Origin of the sequence: Methylococcus sp. EFPC2 (genome assembly GCF_016925495.1) — a bacterium.
Lineage (GTDB): Bacteria > Pseudomonadota > Gammaproteobacteria > Methylococcales > Methylococcaceae > EFPC2.
Genome location: NZ_CP070491.1, coordinates 2,582,483 through 2,600,095 on the forward strand (window position 1 = coordinate 2,582,483; position 17,613 = coordinate 2,600,095).

Genomic DNA, 17,613 nt, shown 5'->3' on the forward strand with positions numbered 1-17,613 from the left:
GTGTGTCGATTTGCTTGGGAGTGGGAGCCGGGGATGGCTGGGCCACCCCCGATGGAGGATCGGTCTCTGCGGGACGAGCCGAGCGGCTCGCATCGTCGGCGGTTACGCGGATCAACGCGCGTAATGCACGCGCTGGCCCAGCTGATCCGGTGTCACCAACACCACGCCCGACGGGCTGACGTGGAAACGCTCGCGGTCTTCTTCCGGATTCTCGCCGATCACGGTGTTGGGCGGAATCTTGCAGCCTTTGTCGATCACCGCCTTGGTGATGCGGCAATGGCGACCGATATTGACCTCGGGCAGGATCACCGAATCGCTCACCTTGGAATACGAGTTGACCCGGACGTTGGAGAACAGCAGGGAATGACGCACCTCGGCGCCGGAAATGACGCAACCGCCCGAAACCATGGAGTCCACCGCCAAGCCGCGGCGGTCGTCGTCGTCGAACACGAACTTGGCCGGCGGCGTGTGGGCCTGGTAGGTCCAGATCGGCCACTCGGTATCGTACAGGTTGAGCTCGGGGTTGACCCCGATCAGCTCCATGTTGGCCGCCCAATAGGCGTCCACCGTGCCCACGTCGCGCCAGTAGGCCTGCACGCCGCTCTGCACATCGCGGAAGGGATAGGCGAAAACCCGGTATTTCTTGATCACATCGGGGATGATGTCCTTGCCGAAATCGTGGCTGGAGCCGGGTGTATCGGCATCCTTGATGAGCTGTTCGAACAGGAAGCCGGTATTGAAGATGTAGATGCCCATGGAGGCCAAGGCATGATCGGGACGATCGGGCATGGCGGGCGGATGATCGGGCTTCTCTTCGAAGGCCCGCACGCGCTTCTCGTCGTCGATGTGCATGACGCCGAAGGCCTTGGCTTCCTCCAGGGGGACTTCCATGCAGCCTATGGTCAGGTCAGCCTGGTTTTCCACGTGGTAAGCCAGCATCAAGCCGTAGTCCATCTTATAGATATGGTCGCCGGCCAAAATCAGGATGTATTCGGGATCGCGCTGGCGGAAGATGTCCAGGTTCTGGTAGACCGCATCGGCCGTACCGGCATACCAGCTTTCCTGCAGGCGCTGCTGGGCGGGCAGGATGTCGACGAACTCGCCCAACTCGCCGCGCAGAAAACTCCAGCCTTGCTGGATGTGGCGGATCAGCGAGTCGGCCTTGTACTGGGTCAGCACGCCGATCTGGCGTATGCCCGAATTCAGGCAGTTGGAAAGGGGAAAATCGACGATGCGGAACTTGCCGCCGAAAGGCACCGCCGGCTTGGCCCGCCATTCCGTCAACTTATGCAGTCGGCTACCTCGCCCACCCGCCAAGATCAATGCCAATGTGTGCCGAGTGAGCCGGCTGACAAAACGGGACGAGTGCATGGACTCTGGCATAGCAAACTCCTTCGGGTGCAGGACAGACAAGCGGGAGGCTGTTTGCTACCATGCCCCTCGATTCCCGGGCATTCTAACCTTAGAGGTTGAACAAAGTGAACCTGAACGACACTCAGCGTGTGGCCACCGAAAATCAGGACATCGGCGGGTTGGATCCCGAACTGAAACGTATCGTACTAGCGCGCCATCACGACCCGTTCGCCGTGCTGGGCAAACACCGCGGCCACGGCGGCAACGTCGTCCGGACCATCCTGCCGCAGGCCGAAACTGCCCGGGTCGGCGAACAGGGACCGGAACTGCATCGCATCCCCGGTACCGACCTGTTCGAAGGCAACCTGGGCCACAACGACACCCTGCCCCAGCACTACCGCCTGCACTGGGTGGGCAAGGACGGCGAGGAACGGAGTCACATCGACCCCTACACCTTCCCGCCGCAGATCGGCGACTTCGACATCCACCTGTTCGGCGAAGGCAAGCACTGGCACATCTACCGCGTGCTCGGCGCGCACCCGCACACGGTCGACGGAATTAAAGGGACACTGTTCGCCACCTGGGCACCCAATGCCGAACGCGTCAGCGTGGTCGGCGAATTCAATGGCTGGGATGGCCGCGCCCACGCCATGCGCGTACGCGGAGGCAGCGGAGTATGGGAGCTGTTCATTCCTGAACTGCCGGCCGGCACCTTGTACAAATTCGAGATCCGCAACCGTCAAAACGGCACCATACACCTGAAGACCGACCCCTACGGCCAGCGTTTCGAAGTGCGCCCCAACAACGCCTCGATCATCGAACCGGCAACGGCCTACGCCTGGCGCGATCAAGCCTGGCTGGACGAGCGCAAGACCCGCGACTGGCTGCACACGCCCTTGTCCATTTACGAAGTGCATCCGGGATCCTGGCGCCTGGACGACGACGGCGGATTCCTGACTTATCGCGAGCTGGCCCAGCAATTGGTCGAATACGTCAAGGATCTGGGGTTCACCCACATCGAACTGCTACCCATCACCGAACACCCGTTCGACGGCTCCTGGGGTTATCAAACCACCGGTTATTTCGCTCCGACCAGCCGCTTCGGCACGCCGGACGATTTCCGCTACTTCGTCGACTACTGTCACAAAAACGGCATCGGCGTGATTCTCGACTGGGTTCCCGCACACTTTCCCAAGGACGCGCATGGACTGGCCTGGTTCGACGGCACTCCGCTGTACGAGCACGAGGACCCGCGCCTCGGCGAACACCGCGACTGGGGCACCCTGATCTACAACTTCGGCCGCAACGAGGTGAAGAACTTCCTCATCGCCAGCGCGATGTTCTGGCTGGAGGAGTTCCACATCGACGGCCTGCGCGTGGACGCCGTGGCGTCCATGCTGTATCTGGATTATTCGCGCGAAGCGGGAGACTGGATCCCCAACAAATACGGCGGCAACGAGAATCTCGAGGCCATCGCCTTCCTGCGCGAACTCAACACCGTCACCCATCAGCAGCATCCCGGCACCCTGGTGATGGCCGAGGAATCCACCGCCTGGCCGCAGGTCACCCGTCCCACCTGGACCGGCGGCCTGGGCTTCTCGATGAAATGGAACATGGGCTGGATGCACGACACCCTCGTCTACTTCAGCAAGGATCCCATCCACCGCCACTACCATCACGATCAGATCACCTTCGGCCTGCTCTACGCCTTCACGGAAAACTTCATCCTGCCCTTCTCCCACGACGAGGTCGTGCACGGCAAGGGATCCATGCTGTCGAAAATGCCAGGCGACGAATGGCGGCGCTTCGCCAATCTGAGGCTGCTCTACACCCTCATGTACACCTATCCCGGCAAGAAGCTGCTGTTCATGGGCTGCGAATTCGGCCAGGGAACGGAATGGAACGCCGCCCGTGCGCTGGACTGGTACGTGGTGGATTACCCCTACCACCGCGGCGTGCAGAAACTGGTCGCCGACCTCAACCGCCTGTACCGCGAAACCGAAGCCCTGCACGACCTGGACTTCGAACCCAAGGGCTTCGAGTGGATCGATTGCCACGACGCGCCGCAATCGGTATTGAGCTATATCCGCCGCAGCGGCGACGAATTCGTCGTCGCCGCATTCAATTTCACGCCCGTCCCGCGCCCCAATTACCGCATCGGCGTACCCGAAGAAGGTTTGTACGAGGAAATCTTCAACTCGGACTCGGAATACTACGGCGGCAGCAACATGGGCAACGTCGAGCTGCAATCGGATCCCAAGGAATGGATGGGACGCCCCCATTCCATCGTCATGACCCTGCCCCCGCTGGGCGGCGTCGTTTTGCGCCTCAAGGCGCTACCCACGCTAACGGACGAGCAGGAACCCGACATCGAAGAAGAATGACCAAGATCCTCTTCGTCACCAGCGAAGCCTACCCGCTCATGAAAACCGGCGGGTTGGCCGATGTGTCCGGCAGTCTGCCCATCGCGCTCAAGGCGCTCGGGCATGACGTGCGCATCCTCATGCCGGCCTACGCCGACACCCTGGCGAGCCTCGGGCCGCTGCACGCCCACCACGTCCCGCAAGCTCATAGCCAGCTCGACATCCTCGAAGGCCTGCTGCCCGGCTCGGACGTGCCGATCTGGCTGGTCGCCCATCCCGGCACCTTCGACCGCCCCGGCAACCCCTACCTGAGCCCCGAGGGCAAGTCCTGGACCGACAACGCCGAACGCTTCGCCCTGCTCTCGCGAGTGGCGGTGGAAGTGGCCATGAACCGGGTCGGCTTCCGCTGGAAGCCGGACATCGTCCATTGCAACGACTGGCAGACCGGCCTGGTTCCCGCCCTGCTGGGCGACGAGCCCAAGCGCCCGGCCACGGTGTTCACCATCCACAACCTGGCTTACCAGGGGAACTTCCCGCGCGCCATGTTCAGGCAACTAGGCCTGCCGGAGCGATTCTGGTCCCACCACGCGCTGGAATTCTACGACCAGCTTTCCTTCATCAAGGGCGGCCTGGTCTACGCGGACCGCATCAGCACCGTCAGTCCCACCTATGCGCGGGAGATCCAGGGCAAGGAATTCGGCTGCGGTCTGGAAGGACTGTTGGCCCAGCGCCAAGACCGGCTGCACGGCATCCTCAACGGCATCGACGAACAGGCTTGGGATCCCGCCCGCGACCCTTACCTGCCCCACCCGTTCGAAGCCAGCGACCTGAGCGGCAAGACACGGGTCAAATCCGCGCTGCAGAAGCGTTCCGGCCTCGCGCAGGATGCCAAGGTCGCGGTCATCGCCCTGGTGGGCCGGCTGGTGCAGCAGAAAGGCATAGACCTGGTCATCGACGTCCTGCCCCAGCTCCTGGAACTTCCGCTGCAGTTGGTGATCCTGGGCAGCGGCGAGCGCAAATACGAGCACGCGCTCGAGCAATGGACACGGCTTTATCCCGACCGCATCGCCCTGACCCTGGGCTACGATGAGGCCCTGGCCCATCTGATCGAGGCGGGCGCGGATCTGTTCCTCATGCCTTCACGGTTCGAACCCTGCGGACTCAACCAGATGTACAGCCAGCGTTACGGCGCCGCGCCCATCGTGCGCAGCGTGGGCGGTCTGGCCGACACGGTGGAGGATGCCAGCGCGGAAAACCTCGCCGCGGGCACCGCCAGCGGCATCGCCTTCGCCGAAGCCAAGCACGAGGCCCTGCTGCAAGCCGTATACCGGGCGCTCGAGCTGTTTCACGACAAGCCGGTCTGGGAACAGATACAACGCACGGGCATGAACAAGGACTTCTCCTGGCACAAGAGCGCCCGCCAATACGAGGCGGTCTACGCCCTGGCCGAACAGGACTGCCAGGCGCTCGGCCATTCCATGCTCGCCCGGGGGGCCCTCGCGTGAAGCGATACCCGGCCCGGCTCAGTGGACTCCTGCTGGTCCTGCTGATCGGTCCGGTGCCGGGAGTGAGCCATGCGCAAGAACGGGAGCTGGCGACGATAGAACTGCGCCACCGCCTGCCGGAGGAGATCGCCGCCATCGTCCAGCCCCTGCTGGAACCCGGCGATGCCGTCATACCCAGCCGCGCCGGCCTGATCGTCAAGGCCAGTCCGGGCAAATTGGCCGAAATCGGCGCCCTGATAGGCGAACTCGACCGCATCCAGCATCGGCTGATGATCACCGTCGCCCAAGGCATGGGCCTCACGCGCGAAGGGCTCAACGCACGCGCCAATGTCGCCATCCAGATCGACCCGCGTCGACCCGCCGACGTACAGATCGGCGGACGCGGCCATGTCTACCAGACCGAAACCCGCGAAACCGGAGAAAATACCCAGCGGGTTCAGGCCCTGGAAGGCCAGCCGGCCCACATCCAGTTCGGCGAGCAGATCCCCTTGCCCGGCGGCCAATATGCGAGCCCGGGCTATGGCGGCGTGATCCTCAACCAGGGCATCGAATACCGCGACGTGAGTACCGGCTTCGCCGTCACACCCCGCCTGACCGGCGACGGACGGGTCAACCTGGATATCGAACCCTGGTCCGACCGGCTCAGCCGGCGCGGCGGCGGCATCATCGAAAGCCAAAGCGCGCGGACCACCCTGCAGGCCAGGATCGGCGAATGGGTGGAATTGGGCGGCGAGATCGGCTCCGCCGAACGGTCCCAAAACGGCTTGCTGGGCCACGGCTATTCGACCCGCAGCGATACCCGCAAGATCTTCATCCGAGTGGACGACCTGGATGCGGGTCGCTAAAGACCCGGTCTGTGCGGAACGGCCGGCGTGAACCGCGCGACCGCCCACGCTCGCATGTCCCATTCCGATTCGGCCCACCACGCCCCTACTCCCTTTCTTCCTGCCCGGGGACTCGCCAATCCGCATTTGCAGACCCTGGCATCGTCCTTGTTCCGTCATCCGCCCCGCCTGAACCGGCGACGGGACCGTCTGGAAACGCCAGACGGCGATTTCGTCGACCTGGACTGGGCCGGCCATCCCGAGCGGGGCGTGATTCTGCTCCTGCATGGGCTCACCGGCAGTTCGAACTCGGTTTATATCCGCAGCCTGCAGCAGGCGCTCATCCGCCGGGGCTATTCGAGCGTCGCGCTGAACTTTCGCGGCTGCGGCGGAACGCCCAACCGGCTGGCGCGCTGTTATCACTCGGGCGACACGGACGATGTGCACCATTTGTATGAGCAGGTCAGAGTCAGGCATCCCGGCCTCCCGATCGGCGCGGTGGGATTTTCCCTGGGCGGCAATGTCCTGCTGAAATGGTTGGGCGAACGCCAGCCGGACTTGCGGGCCGCCGTCGCCGTTTCCGTGCCCTTCCTCCTGAACCGCTGCGCGGACCGCATGGATACGGGGTTTTCGAGGCTATATCGCGATCGCCTGCTGACCGAACTGCGCGACTATCTGGCGGCCAAGCTGCATTATCTCGAACGGAGCGGAAACCGCGAGGAAGCGCGCAAGCTCAGGGCGCTCGGCGACCTGTCGGACGCCCGCTCGTTCTGGGAGTTCGACGGCCGCGTCATCGCACCCCTGTACGGTTTCCGGGATGCCGCCGACTATTATGCCCGCTGCAGCAGCCGGCCCTTTATCCGCCATATTCGCACCGCCACGCTGGTGCTCCATGCCGAGGACGATCCTTTCGTGCCCGCCGATGCCATCCCGAACGCCGACGAATGCGCCCGCTCGGTTCAGCTGGAAATCAGCCGGCACGGCGGCCACGTGGGCTTCATGGGCCGGCGCGGCGGACTCATGCCCCACTACTGGCTGGACGCGCGCATCGTCCACTTCCTGGATCAACACCTCCCTGCCAGCGCTGAGCGCGACCGCTAGCGCCGCGTCCCGGAAAACAGAGTCCGCCACAGCCAGCACGGTGGTGAACAGGTTGAGCACGATGGCCGCGAACCAATGGAAATCATGGCGCCATTCCGGCCGGTCGATTTCCCCGATGAAAAACCGAAAACAAGCTTCTCCAGCTTCATGCGTTTCCCCTATTAGAAACGGGGGTTCCTCTTTTCCGCCCTGGTTCGCTGCGGCTTACGGCGGCCGGAGGCAGCCTCCGTTCCCTAATTGTGGCCAGCCCAACGGGATTATGTCAGGATGGTCGACGTCCCCCAGCGGGGCTATTGCAAACTGTCCACTCGTATTTCCGGCTGTTATGAAACAACAATAAACAATCCATCCTCAGGAGGAACTCGCCATGCGAAGTGTCATCATCAAGCTCATCGAAAGCCTAGGTAAGTTCGGACTCGACAAACTGGAACGCGCGCTCATTTTCGGCGCGATACTGGTCACCCTGCTGGCGTTCGTCACCGGCAGCATACAGCTCAACCTGAGCTGGGCCTCCTTCTTCTTCCGCTGGCTGCATGTCATTTCCGGCGTGATGTGGATAGGCCTGCTGTGGTACTTCAATTTCGTGCAGATTCCCTCCATGCCCAAGATACCCGACGAGCAGAAACCGGCCATTGGCAAGGTCATCGCGCCGACCGCGCTGTTCTGGTTCCGCTGGGCGGCCCTGTCCACCCTGGTCACCGGCTTGATCGTCGCCACCTTGCAGGGTTACGTCGTCCAGGCCTTGTTGCTGGGCCTGCTGAAAGGCGGCTCGACCACCTACATCGGCGTCGGCATGTGGCTGGGTTTGATCATGGCCTACAACGTGTGGATGATCATCTGGCCCAACCAGAAAAAGGCCTTGGGCCTGGTGGAAGCCACCGACGACGAGAAAAAAGCCGCGGCGCGCATCGCCATGCTCACCAGCCGTTTCAACACCGCGTTATCCATCCCCATGCTTTATTTCATGGTGGCGGCGCAAAACGCCGGCTGATGTCCGCATTATGAGCACGGAGGAGCGGCTCCGCTCCTCCTACCACCCGATCCGGGCGGCCTGCTCGCATTCCGCAAGCCTCTCGCGTGACGAATTTCCGCGCGATCGGCAACACAGGAGAAATTCGATCATGAGGCCATACACTCGCTACATCACGGCAGGGCTGGTCCTCGCCGTCAACCTGGCCTGGGCCGACAGCGCAAACAAACCTGCGAAAACCGAGGTCGGGCCGTTCGGCCGCCTGATACCGGGGACAGCCGCGGGCACGGCTGCCGAACCGGTCCTCGCAGACAACCTGGGTAATCTTCACTATCCGGTCACGACTTCCGTGGCCCTGGCGCAGCGATATTTCGACCAGGGACTGCGCCTGGCCTATGCCTTCAACCATGCCGAAGCCTTGCTGGCGTTCCGCAAGGCGCAATCGCTGGACCCGGATTGCGCCCTGGCTTACTGGGGCGCGGCACTGGTGCAGGGCCCCAACATCAACGCCCCCATGGACTCCGCCTCCATCGCCCCGGCGTCGGAGGCGATCAACAAGGCGCAAGCGCTTGCCGACAAGGCGAGCGCCAAGGAACGGGCGTTGATTCAGGCCCTGGCGGCCCGCTACGGACACGGCGAGCGCCCTGCCCTGGACCAGGCCTATGCCGATGCGATGCGCCAGGTCGCGGCGGATTATCCCGACGACGATGAAATCGCGGTTCTGTATGCCGAAGCGCTGATGGACCTGCAACCCTGGGACTATTGGGAAGCGGGCGGTTCCCAGGCCAAGGGCCGTACGGCCGAGATCATCGGATTGCTGGAGAAGGTGTTGGCGCGGTCGCCGGACCACCCGGGCGCGATCCACTACTACATCCACCTCACCGAAGCCTCCAGCGATCCGCAGAAAGCCCTGCCCTACGCGCGGCGCCTGGGCAAGCTGATGCCCGGGGCCGGACACCTGGTGCACATGCCGTTTCACACTTTTTTCCGTGCCGGCCTGTACCGGGAAGCGCTGGAAGCGAACAAGCAGGCGGTCCTCGCGGATGAAGCCTATATCGCCCGTTCCAATCCGACAGGCATTTATCCGCTGGCTTATTATCCTCACAACGTGCACTCGCTCATGGTATCCGCGCAGATGGCCGGCGACGGCGCCACCGCCATCGCCGCCGCCCACAAGCTCGAACGCATCGTGTCCGACGCGGCGGCCCGGAACATCGCCTGGGTCCAGCCGATCAAGACCGCGCCCTATTTCGCCCACGCCCAATTCAGCGACGCGCAAACCCTGCTGGGCCTCGCCGATCCCGGCGCCGAATTCCCCTACGTGCGGGCAATCTGGCATTACGCGCGCGGCGTGGGCCGGGTTCTCGACGGCGATGCGCGCGCGGCCCAGTCCGAAGCCCAAGCGATCGCCGACCTGGCGCGGCAGAACGAATTTGCCGACTTGACTGCCGGCGGGATACCGGCCAAGGACATATTGCAGCTCGCCCAGCATGTGCTGAACGGACGCATCGCGCAGGCTCGCAAGGATCTGCCGGGGGCCGTCCGGCAATTCGAGCGGGCCGTCGCCCTGGAGGACAAACTCCATTATTCCGAACCGCCTTACTGGTATTACCCGGTGAGGCAAAGCCTGGGCGCCCTATTTCTGCTCTCGGGCGACTTGACCCGGGCGGAAAAGGTACTCAAAACCGCCCTGGAAAACACGCCCAACAACGGCTGGGCGCTGTATGCGCTGACCAAGGTCTACGAACTGCGCGACGACCAGCCCCAGGCAGCCGCCACCCGGCAACGGCTGCAGCAGGCTTGGCTGGGAGACATGCGAACCCTGAATCTGGAACGCTTGTAGGGAAGGAGCGGCCGGCCGCACGAGCTGCGGCATATGGCGCACGCCGACGCGGGAAATGGCCGAAAGCGAGCAGGCCTCATGCGCTAAGGTCGTAGGCGAGCGGCTGTGGCAACGCCGGGAACGAGTATTGCTTGGTGCTGACCCAAGCAAGCCGCTCCGGCCAGACTCATGCCGACCCGAAGACATCATCTTTTCGATTTTCTGTTCCGCCGACATGGCAAGGAGTTGCTGGCGTTCGCCGGACAGCGTTCCGGGGTGGACTGCGCCGAGGACCTGGTGCAGGACGCCTACCTGCGCTTGCTGCAGCACCCCGAACCGGAATCCATCGACAACCTGCGCGCCTTTCTTTTTCAAACCACCTCGAACCTCACCGTCGACCACCACCGCCGGCAAGTCCTGAGGGCCCGCTACCGGCACGAGGTCGCACACCATGAGGACGAAGCGGACGAACTGGAGCAAGCGCCCGCGGCTGATCCCACGCCGGAAGTCTATTGGAGCCGGCAGGAAGACCTCGAACGCCTGAGCCGCATGTTGCAGGAATTGCCGGAAACCACCCGCTACGCCTTCGTACTCCGCCGCATCGAAGGCCTGTCGCACGGCGAAATCGCCGAGCGCCTGGGCATCTCCGTGCGCGGCTCCGAACGCCACGTCGCAACGGCGCTGCGCCATCTCCTCAAGCACAAAAACTTTGGCTAGCGGCCTGGACCGGGGAAAATAAGCCTTCCGTCGGGTCGGCCGTCCATAGCCGAGATCGGCACGGGTTCGGCGATGCGGGCGCCGCCTGGCGGGACAGGTCCGCGAGTTCGTCTTATTCCATGAGGCCGTTCGTTCATCCGTCCAGAAGACAGTTGGCAGCATGACAGTTTCCCCCCACTCCCCCATTTCCGACGAGCTTAGAGACGAAGCTATCGAATGGGCCATACGCGCCTCGAACGACGGTTCGGATCAGGACCGGCGCGCGCTGGCGGCGTGGTTGGCGCAAGACCCCGCACATCGCGCCGCCTATGCCGAAATTTCGGCGCGCCTGGACTGGCTGGACAGCTTCCGCGACGCCGACCTGGCTGTCCGCCGGGAGGCTCTGCGCCATCGTCCACCGGCCCGCCGCGACCGGGCCCAGCGTTACGCCGGGCTGGCTATGGCGGCCACCGTAATGCTCGTGGCAGGACTGACGGCTTTTTCCCCCGACGGCTGGTATGGTACTCACGACCGCTATACGGTCCCGCGCGGCGGACATCAAGCCATCCGTCTGGCCGATGGTTCCCGCCTCGAACTCAACACCGACAGCGAAGTAGAGGTACGCCTCAACCGCCGGGAGCGCTCCGTCACGCTTCAACGCGGCGAGGCTTACTTTCATGTCGCACACGACGCCTCCCGGCCATTCACGGTAACCGCAGGCAAGGGCCACACCGTGGACATAGGCACCGCATTCGACGTCCACCTGCGGCCCGACCGCGTGGTGGTGGCCGTGCAGGAGGGACGCGTAAGGGTCGACGCCCAGCAGAGCCGCGAACTGGGTGCCGCCCAAGCGCTGGCCTACGACCCGGCCGGCGAGTTCGTGGCGGTCGGACCGGGCGAGTCGGTGGCGAGCCTCACCGCCTGGCGGCAGGGCAAACTCATTTTCGACAACCGCCGACTCGATGAGGTCCTGGCCGAAATCGGCCGCTATCACGACATCCGCCTGCGACTGGCCGACCCCGCCTTGGGCAAGTCCAAGGTCAGCGGCACCTTCTTCATCGACCGCCTCGATACCTCGCTGGGTATCATCGCCGACAGCCTGGGTGTCCCCCTCACCCGCACGCAGGCCGGAGAGGTCGTGCTGGGGACACCTTAGGGTCGGCAGATCGCCCGACGGCGCTCATAAGCTCGTGGCGGCTTTTGCAGGCTCGTTCGTTTCTATGCATGAGTGACAACAAAATGGAGACGACTCATGAAGTTTGCGACGAAGCCCTGGGTGGCGGCGGTATTGGCGGTTAAGGTTGGCGCGGCCATCGGCGCGGATGCGGAACACCGTTTCGATATCCCGCCCCAGCCTCTGCACTCGGCCTTGCAGAAACTGGCCGAACAGGCCTCGGTCGCGGTGTTTTTTGCCGAAAACCAGGTCGCCGACAAGCGCGGCCCCGCAGTGAAGGGCAGCTACACCACACGGGACGCCCTGATCAAACTGCTGGGCGGCAGCGGCCTGGAGTTCTCGGTCGCCGACGACGGATCAGTGGCGGTGAAGCCCGCGCCGCAACGCATCAACCAATCGGATCCCACCGCACTGCCCAAGGTAAAGGTGACCGGCAAGGCCGCCTACGATGCCACCGATCCCTACAACCCGGAGTACCACCAGCCCAACGCTTCCACCGCCACCAAGACCGATACGCCGATCATGGAGACGCCGTTTTCCGTGAAAGTCGTCCCGCAGCAAGTGCTCAAGGACCAGCAGATCGTCCGCCTGGATAACGCCTTGCAGAACGTGGCCGGCGTGCAGGCCCAGCCCACCAATGGCCAAACCAGCGATTCGTTCATCATCCGCGGCTTCCAGAACGACACCCTCTACCGCAACGGCTTCCTGCTGCCGTCCGCCTTGGGCGGCGGCACATCCAAGCGCGAGACCGCCAACCTGGAGCGCATCGAAGTGCTGAAAGGCCCGGCCTCCATCATGTACGGGCGCACTGAGCCCGGCGGCATCATCAATCTGGTGACCAAGAGGCCCTTGGCGACGCCGTATTATTCCTTGCAGCAGCAATTCGGCTCCTATGACTTCTACCGCACCACGGCCGATGCGACAGGTCCGATCACCCATGACGACAGCCTGCTGTACCGTATCAACCTCGCCTATGAAAACTCGGATTCGTTCCGCGATTTCCAAAAGGCGGATCGTGTCTTCGTGGCTCCCAGTCTGACCTGGAACGTCACGCCGCAGACGCAGGCCAATCTGGATATCGAGTTTCAGCATTTCGACGAAACCGGCGATTCAGGCATTCCGCCGATAGGCAACCGGCCCGCCCCGGTACCGCGCAGCCGGGAGGTCGGCGAGAAACTCAATAACAGCAATATCGGCGACCGGGTTTTCGTGGGCTTCGATTGGTCCCATCGATTCAATGACGACTGGAAGATTAGCCACCGCTTCGGCGCCGAGTATTGGGACTTCAAAACCCTATATACCTTCTTCTACACCCCCGCCGACACCGACGGCATATTGACCAGTCGCGGCTTCAATAATGGCGACACCCAGCAGCAGGAGTATTACACCACCTTGAATTTGGCGGGAAAGTTCAACACCGCATTCATCAAGCATAACGTCCTGTTCGGATTCGATTACTTTACGACGAACAACCAGGGGCAGAGTAATTGCTGCTACAGCCCATCGCCGGATGGATTCAATCTATTTAATCCGACCTATCTGACGGCTAAACCTTATCTTCCTCTATCTCCCTCCCTGGACATTACCCAGGACTGGTACGGCCTGTATTTCCAGGATCAAGTGACATTGCCTTACGACGTATACGCCAACTTCGGCATCCGGTACGACAACGCCACCGGCCGGGACAACCGGACCCGCACGACCACGACCTCGGATGATTATGTGAGCCCGCGCGGCGGTTTGTTGTGGAAGCCCGTGCAATGGTTGTCCCTCTACGGGAGTTACAGCGAAAACTTCGGCGTATCCAACAGCTTATGGAACTCTCCGAGGCAAAAGCCGCTCCCGCCGCAGACCGCGCAGCAGTGGGAGCTGGGCGCCAAGAGCGAATTCCTGGATGGGCGCCTGTCGGCGACCTACGCGTATTTCGATTTGACCAAGCAAAACATGGGCGTCTCCGACTGGAGTTGCGCGCCTTTCCCTTGCCAGCGCTCCATCGGCGAGCAGCAGAGCCGGGGGCATGAACTGGAGGTGGCCGGCGAGGTATTGCCGGGCTGGAGAATTATCGGCGCCTATACCCATTTGGCGTATGCCAATATCAACAAGGACGGCTTTGACGGACGATCGGACAATACCGGACATCGGATGTTTATGACACCGCGAAACTTCGGCAGCTTATGGAATACTTATGAGTTCCAGAATGGCGACCTGCAAGGCTTGAAACTCGGTGGCGGCCTGGTGGCCACCAGTCAGAGCCAGGGCTCCAATACCAACGATTTCCAGATTCCCGGGCATGCCGAAATCAATTTATTGGCGAGTTATGGCATGAATGTGGCGGGAACCAGAGTGACCGCGCAACTCAATGTCAACAACCTGCTCGATAAAACCTATTATCTGGGCACCAATACCGGTTATATGATCGGCGTGGGAGCACCGAGGACATTCCTGGGTTCCCTGCGCGTGGAATACTGAGGATCGTGCCCGCATCGCGGATCGGCCATCCGCATTCGCCGCGACGTCCGGGTGCGGCAGTTCCCGCACCCCGCTAGCAGCGCGGTGCCGGCGCGGCCATCGGCCGCCTCACTCCTCGCGCGCCCGCAAACGCTCCCGGTTGAGCGCCAGCCATTGCAGGCCGATGATGGGGATGGCGGATTCGATGCGGCCGGCGTCGAGCAGGCGCATGGCCTCGTCGAAACCGACCACCCGCACGAGGATGTCTTCGTGCTCTTCGTCCAGGCCGTGCACCCCCCCCAGGCCCTCACTGTCGACGATGCCGCAGTAGAGGGTGATCTTTTCCGAGCAGCCGCCCGGGGTAGTGAAGAACTCCGAGATACGGATTAACTCCTTGAGTTCACAGCCGGCCTCTTCCAGGGTTTCGCGGTGCGCCACCTGATCCGCGTGCTCGCCTTCCTCGATGGCGCCGGCGACGATTTCCAGCAGCCACGGATCGTCGGCGTTGGCTTTCATGGCACCCACCCGGATCTGCTCGATCAGCACCACGGCGTCACGCACCGGATCGTAGGGTACCACCGCCACGCAGGAACTGCGGTGGAACAATTCGCGCGTGACGGTCTCGCTCCAGCCTCCGGCATACAGCGTGTGGCGGAACTTCATGCGCCGCAGGCTGAAGAAGCCCTGGTAGAGGGAGACGTCCTCCACCAGTTCATAGGACTTCGCCGTGTCCATGTTCCCCTCAGCGCAAGGGCGCGTTCATGCCGGCCGCGCCCAAAACCGCCTCGCCGAAACTGGTGCCCAGCCGGTGGGACAGGCGCTCCAGCAAGCCTTCACGCGAGGTGAAATTGACGATCTCCTCGGCCCCGATGACATCTTTCGCGATGGAGCGCAACTCGCCGACTTCGTCGACCAGACCCAGTTTGATGGCTTCCTCGCCGGACCAGACCAGACCGGAGAACAAGTCGGGATGGTCCTTGAGCCGTTCGCCCCGACCCTGCTTGACCGCGTCGATGAACTGTTTGTGCACGCCGGCGATGACGCCCTGGATGTGCTGCTTTTCTTCTTCGTTCTGCGGCGAGAAAGGATCGAGCAAGGCCTTGTGCTCGCCGGCCGTCAACAGGCGACGCTCGACGCCCAGCTTGCCCATGGCTTCGACGAAGCCGAAGCCGTTCATGATGACGCCGATGGAGCCGACCAGGCTGGCCGGGTTGACATAGATGCGCTCGGCCGCGGAGGCGATGTAATAGCAACCTGACGCGCACAGGTCGGACACCACGGCGTAAATCTTGAGATTGGGCTTTTCCTTCTTGAGCCGGCGAATCTCGTCGTATACGTAGGCGGATTGCACCGGGCTGCCGCCGGGGCTGTTCAGGCGCAACACGATGCCCTTGGTGCCGTCGTCTTCCGCCGCCGCGCGCAAACTGTCGATGATGTTGTCGGCATTGGTCTGGCTGCCGTCGGCGATCTGGCCCACCACGTCCACCACCGAAGTGTGGCCCTTGGCGTCCGCATGCGGGCCGATCTTGAACGGCTTGGCGACCAGCCACAGCGCCACCCCCAGATAGATCAGCAAAAACAGCTTGAACGCGATGCCCCAGCGCCGCGCCCGCCGCTGTTCGATCACGGCCGCCAGTACCGCCTTTTCCAACACCTTGCGCTCCCACTCTACTTCCGGAAATTGATCCATGTGATCCTCAACTCTGCGTATAGTCTTCCAATTTCAAACCAACATCGCGCCCAGCTCCACCGTATGCTCCAGGCATAACAGGGGCTCCAGGGCCAATAACTCATCCCGGCTGTTCGCCCCGCAGGCGACGCCGATCGACTCCGCCCCGGCATTGCGCGCCATGCGCAAATCGTGCACGGAGTCGCCTATCATCAGCGTACGCTCGGCCGATACGGCCAGCTCGTCCATCAGTTGCAACAACATGTCCGGACGCGGCTTGGAGGCGGTTTCCTCCGCCGTGCGCCAGGCATCGAACAAGTGCGAGGTGTCGGTGATGTGCAAGGCGTGTTGCAGCGCATCGCGGCCTTTGCCCGTCGCCACCGCGAGCTTGTAACCGGCCTCGCGCAAACGCTCCAGCAAACCGGAAACGCCGGCGAACAAGCTGTCCGCCCCCATGGCCCGGCTCTCGTAATGACGGCGATAGACCTCGATCAAGCGTTCCACCCTGCTGGCCTCCACGCCGGGAAACAGGCCGTACATGGCCTCGGCGATGCTCAGGCCGATCACCGACTTGGCCGCGGACGGATCGGGGATGGGCAGCCCGTTTTCGCGAGCCGCCTGTTGCAGGCTAAGGACGATCCAATCGATGGAGTCGAACAGGGTGCCGTCCCAATCGAAGACCAATAAATCGAAGCGTTGTTTCATGCGGTCAGGGTATCGAGATAGTTTTGCAGCTCCGCCGCCAGCGGCGCCTTGATGGTGAAAGGCTGGCCGGTCCGCGGATGGATGAAGGAAAGTTCGGCCGCGTGCAGGAACAAACGCCTAAGCCCGCTGCGGCGAAACGCCTGGTTCGCGGCGTCTTCACCGTAGCGTTCGTCGCAGGCGATGGGATGTCCCATGGACTGGGCATGGACGCGTATCTGATGGGTGCGGCCAGTGTACAGACGCGCTTCCACCAGCGTGGCGGTCGCGTATTTGCGCAGGCGGCGGAATTCGGTCAAGGCCGGCTTGCCGTCGCGCGCCACCTTGACGATGCGTTCGCCGCTTTGCAGGACGTTCTTCTTCAGGGGAGCGTCGACCGACAATTGCTTGCGCGCCCAAACGCCGGCCAGCAAAGCGACATAAACCTTGCGCACGGCATGATCGTCCCGGAACAAGGCATGAAGCGCATTCAGGGCGCTGCGCTTCTTGGCGACCAGCAATAAGCCCGAGGTGTCGCGATCCAGCCGGTGCACCAGCTCCAGGAATTTCGCCCGCGGGCGCAGCGCGCGCAGACCTTCGATGACCCCGTAGCTCACGCCGCTGCCACCGTGCACGGCCATGCCGGCCGGCTTGTCGATCACCAGGAAATCATCGTCCTCGTACGCGATGGCCGACTCCAGCCGCCCGCGCAGCAGGCCGACCGGCGCCGACGTTTCCTCGCGCTGGGCGGTACGCACCGGTGGCACACGGACCACGTCGCCCTCCTCCAACTTGCGGGGCGCCTGGCAGCGCCCGCCGTTGATGCGCACCTCGCCGGTCCGCAGGATACGGTAGACATGGCTCTTGGGCACCCCCTTCAGGCGGGTGAACAGAAAGTTGTCCACGCGCTGACCGGCGCTTTCCGCATCGATCTCGATCAGGCGTGGCTTGTTGTCGGAAGGCTCGTTCATAGGCGGCAGTTTACCACCGCGCGGAGGGTCCCAGGA

The 17,613-nt window shown here is 63.1% G+C and carries 14 protein-coding genes; 9 read left to right on the forward strand and 5 right to left on the reverse strand.

Features of this window, described 5'->3' with window-relative positions:
• Positions 1–111 precede the first annotated feature (111 nt).
• Positions 112–1,383 (reverse strand): glucose-1-phosphate adenylyltransferase, encoded by a 1,272-nt coding sequence (glgC, locus tag JWZ97_RS10920; RefSeq protein WP_205428907.1) that lies wholly within the window; start codon positions 1,381–1,383, stop codon positions 112–114.
• 101 nt (positions 1,384–1,484) lie between these two features.
• On the opposite strand from glgC, the gene glgB reads away from it, so the two are divergent.
• The 9 genes from glgB to JWZ97_RS10965 all read left to right on the forward strand — a co-directional run bounded on the left by glgB (position 1,485) and on the right by JWZ97_RS10965 (position 14,277).
• Positions 1,485–3,737, forward strand: coding sequence for a 1,4-alpha-glucan branching protein GlgB (glgB, locus tag JWZ97_RS10925; protein WP_371822624.1), 2,253 nt, complete (start codon positions 1,485–1,487; stop codon positions 3,735–3,737).
• Positions 3,734–5,221, forward strand: a complete 1,488-nt coding sequence (glgA, locus tag JWZ97_RS10930) for a glycogen synthase GlgA (RefSeq protein ID WP_205428909.1) — start codon at positions 3,734–3,736, stop codon at positions 5,219–5,221. Before glgB ends, glgA begins: the two co-directional genes overlap by 4 nt.
• On the forward strand, positions 5,218–6,066 hold the full coding sequence (locus JWZ97_RS10935) for a type II and III secretion system protein (protein ID WP_205428910.1): 849 nt from the start codon (positions 5,218–5,220) through the stop codon (positions 6,064–6,066). The genes glgA and JWZ97_RS10935 overlap by 4 nt, the downstream gene beginning before the upstream one ends.
• Before the next feature lie 27 nt (positions 6,067–6,093).
• Entirely contained in the window at positions 6,094–7,146 is a 1,053-nt protein-coding gene (locus JWZ97_RS10940; RefSeq protein WP_240342315.1) for a hydrolase, read from the forward strand.
• A gap of 367 nt (positions 7,147–7,513) precedes the next feature.
• Positions 7,514–8,137 (forward strand): urate hydroxylase PuuD, encoded by a 624-nt coding sequence (locus tag JWZ97_RS10945; protein ID WP_205428912.1) that lies wholly within the window; start codon positions 7,514–7,516, stop codon positions 8,135–8,137.
• A 130-nt stretch (positions 8,138–8,267) separates the two neighbouring features.
• A complete protein-coding gene (locus JWZ97_RS10950; RefSeq protein ID WP_205428914.1) occupies positions 8,268–9,959 on the forward strand; it encodes a hypothetical protein in 1,692 nt (563 codons plus the stop codon).
• Positions 9,960–10,127: 168 nt separating this feature from the next.
• Complete coding sequence (locus JWZ97_RS10955; protein ID WP_205428916.1) at positions 10,128–10,655, forward strand: RNA polymerase sigma factor; 528 nt, start codon at positions 10,128–10,130, stop codon at positions 10,653–10,655.
• Between the two features lie 160 nt (positions 10,656–10,815).
• Positions 10,816–11,790: a FecR family protein gene (locus JWZ97_RS10960; RefSeq protein ID WP_205428918.1), complete on the forward strand. Its 975-nt coding sequence runs from the start codon at positions 10,816–10,818 to the stop codon at positions 11,788–11,790.
• A 96-nt stretch (positions 11,791–11,886) separates the two neighbouring features.
• The gene (locus JWZ97_RS10965) at positions 11,887–14,277 is read left to right on the forward strand and encodes a TonB-dependent receptor (protein ID WP_205428920.1); all 2,391 of its coding nucleotides are present in this window, start codon (positions 11,887–11,889) and stop codon (positions 14,275–14,277) included.
• A gap of 108 nt (positions 14,278–14,385) precedes the next feature.
• On the opposite strand, the gene JWZ97_RS10970 is transcribed toward JWZ97_RS10965, so the two are convergent.
• The 4 genes from JWZ97_RS10970 to rluC are packed head-to-tail and all read right to left on the reverse strand — an operon-like array spanning position 14,386 to position 17,577.
• Positions 14,386–14,991, reverse strand: a complete 606-nt coding sequence (locus tag JWZ97_RS10970; RefSeq protein ID WP_205428922.1) for an NUDIX domain-containing protein — start codon at positions 14,989–14,991, stop codon at positions 14,386–14,388.
• A 7-nt stretch (positions 14,992–14,998) separates the two neighbouring features.
• The gene (sppA, locus tag JWZ97_RS10975; RefSeq protein ID WP_205428924.1) at positions 14,999–15,946 is read right to left on the reverse strand and encodes a signal peptide peptidase SppA; all 948 of its coding nucleotides are present in this window, start codon (positions 15,944–15,946) and stop codon (positions 14,999–15,001) included.
• Positions 15,947–15,979: 33 nt separating this feature from the next.
• The gene (locus JWZ97_RS10980) at positions 15,980–16,630 is read right to left on the reverse strand and encodes an HAD family hydrolase (protein ID WP_205428926.1); all 651 of its coding nucleotides are present in this window, start codon (positions 16,628–16,630) and stop codon (positions 15,980–15,982) included.
• Entirely contained in the window at positions 16,627–17,577 is a 951-nt protein-coding gene (gene rluC, locus JWZ97_RS10985) for a 23S rRNA pseudouridine(955/2504/2580) synthase RluC (protein WP_205428928.1), read from the reverse strand. Before rluC ends, JWZ97_RS10980 begins: the two co-directional genes overlap by 4 nt.
• Positions 17,578–17,613 lie beyond the last annotated feature (36 nt).

Excerpts from the sequence above, each read along its gene's own strand:
- JWZ97_RS10945 (WP_205428912.1), top strand. The coding sequence starts at position 7,514 with ATGCGAAGTGTCATCATCAAGCTCATCGAAAGCCTAGGTAAGTTCGGA.
- JWZ97_RS10970 (WP_205428922.1), bottom strand. The coding sequence starts at position 14,991 with ATGGACACGGCGAAGTCCTATGAACTGGTGGAGGACGTCTCCCTCTAC.
- rluC (WP_205428928.1), bottom strand. The coding sequence starts at position 17,577 with ATGAACGAGCCTTCCGACAACAAGCCACGCCTGATCGAGATCGATGCG.
- glgC (WP_205428907.1), bottom strand. The coding sequence starts at position 1,383 with ATGCCAGAGTCCATGCACTCGTCCCGTTTTGTCAGCCGGCTCACTCGG.
- JWZ97_RS10980 (WP_205428926.1), bottom strand. The coding sequence starts at position 16,630 with ATGAAACAACGCTTCGATTTATTGGTCTTCGATTGGGACGGCACCCTG.
- JWZ97_RS10960 (WP_205428918.1), top strand. The coding sequence starts at position 10,816 with ATGACAGTTTCCCCCCACTCCCCCATTTCCGACGAGCTTAGAGACGAA.
- JWZ97_RS10950 (WP_205428914.1), top strand. The coding sequence starts at position 8,268 with ATGAGGCCATACACTCGCTACATCACGGCAGGGCTGGTCCTCGCCGTC.
- sppA (WP_205428924.1), bottom strand. The coding sequence starts at position 15,946 with ATGGATCAATTTCCGGAAGTAGAGTGGGAGCGCAAGGTGTTGGAAAAG.
- JWZ97_RS10965 (WP_205428920.1), top strand. The coding sequence starts at position 11,887 with ATGAAGTTTGCGACGAAGCCCTGGGTGGCGGCGGTATTGGCGGTTAAG.
- glgA (WP_205428909.1), top strand. The coding sequence starts at position 3,734 with ATGACCAAGATCCTCTTCGTCACCAGCGAAGCCTACCCGCTCATGAAA.
- JWZ97_RS10955 (WP_205428916.1), top strand. The coding sequence starts at position 10,128 with ATGCCGACCCGAAGACATCATCTTTTCGATTTTCTGTTCCGCCGACAT.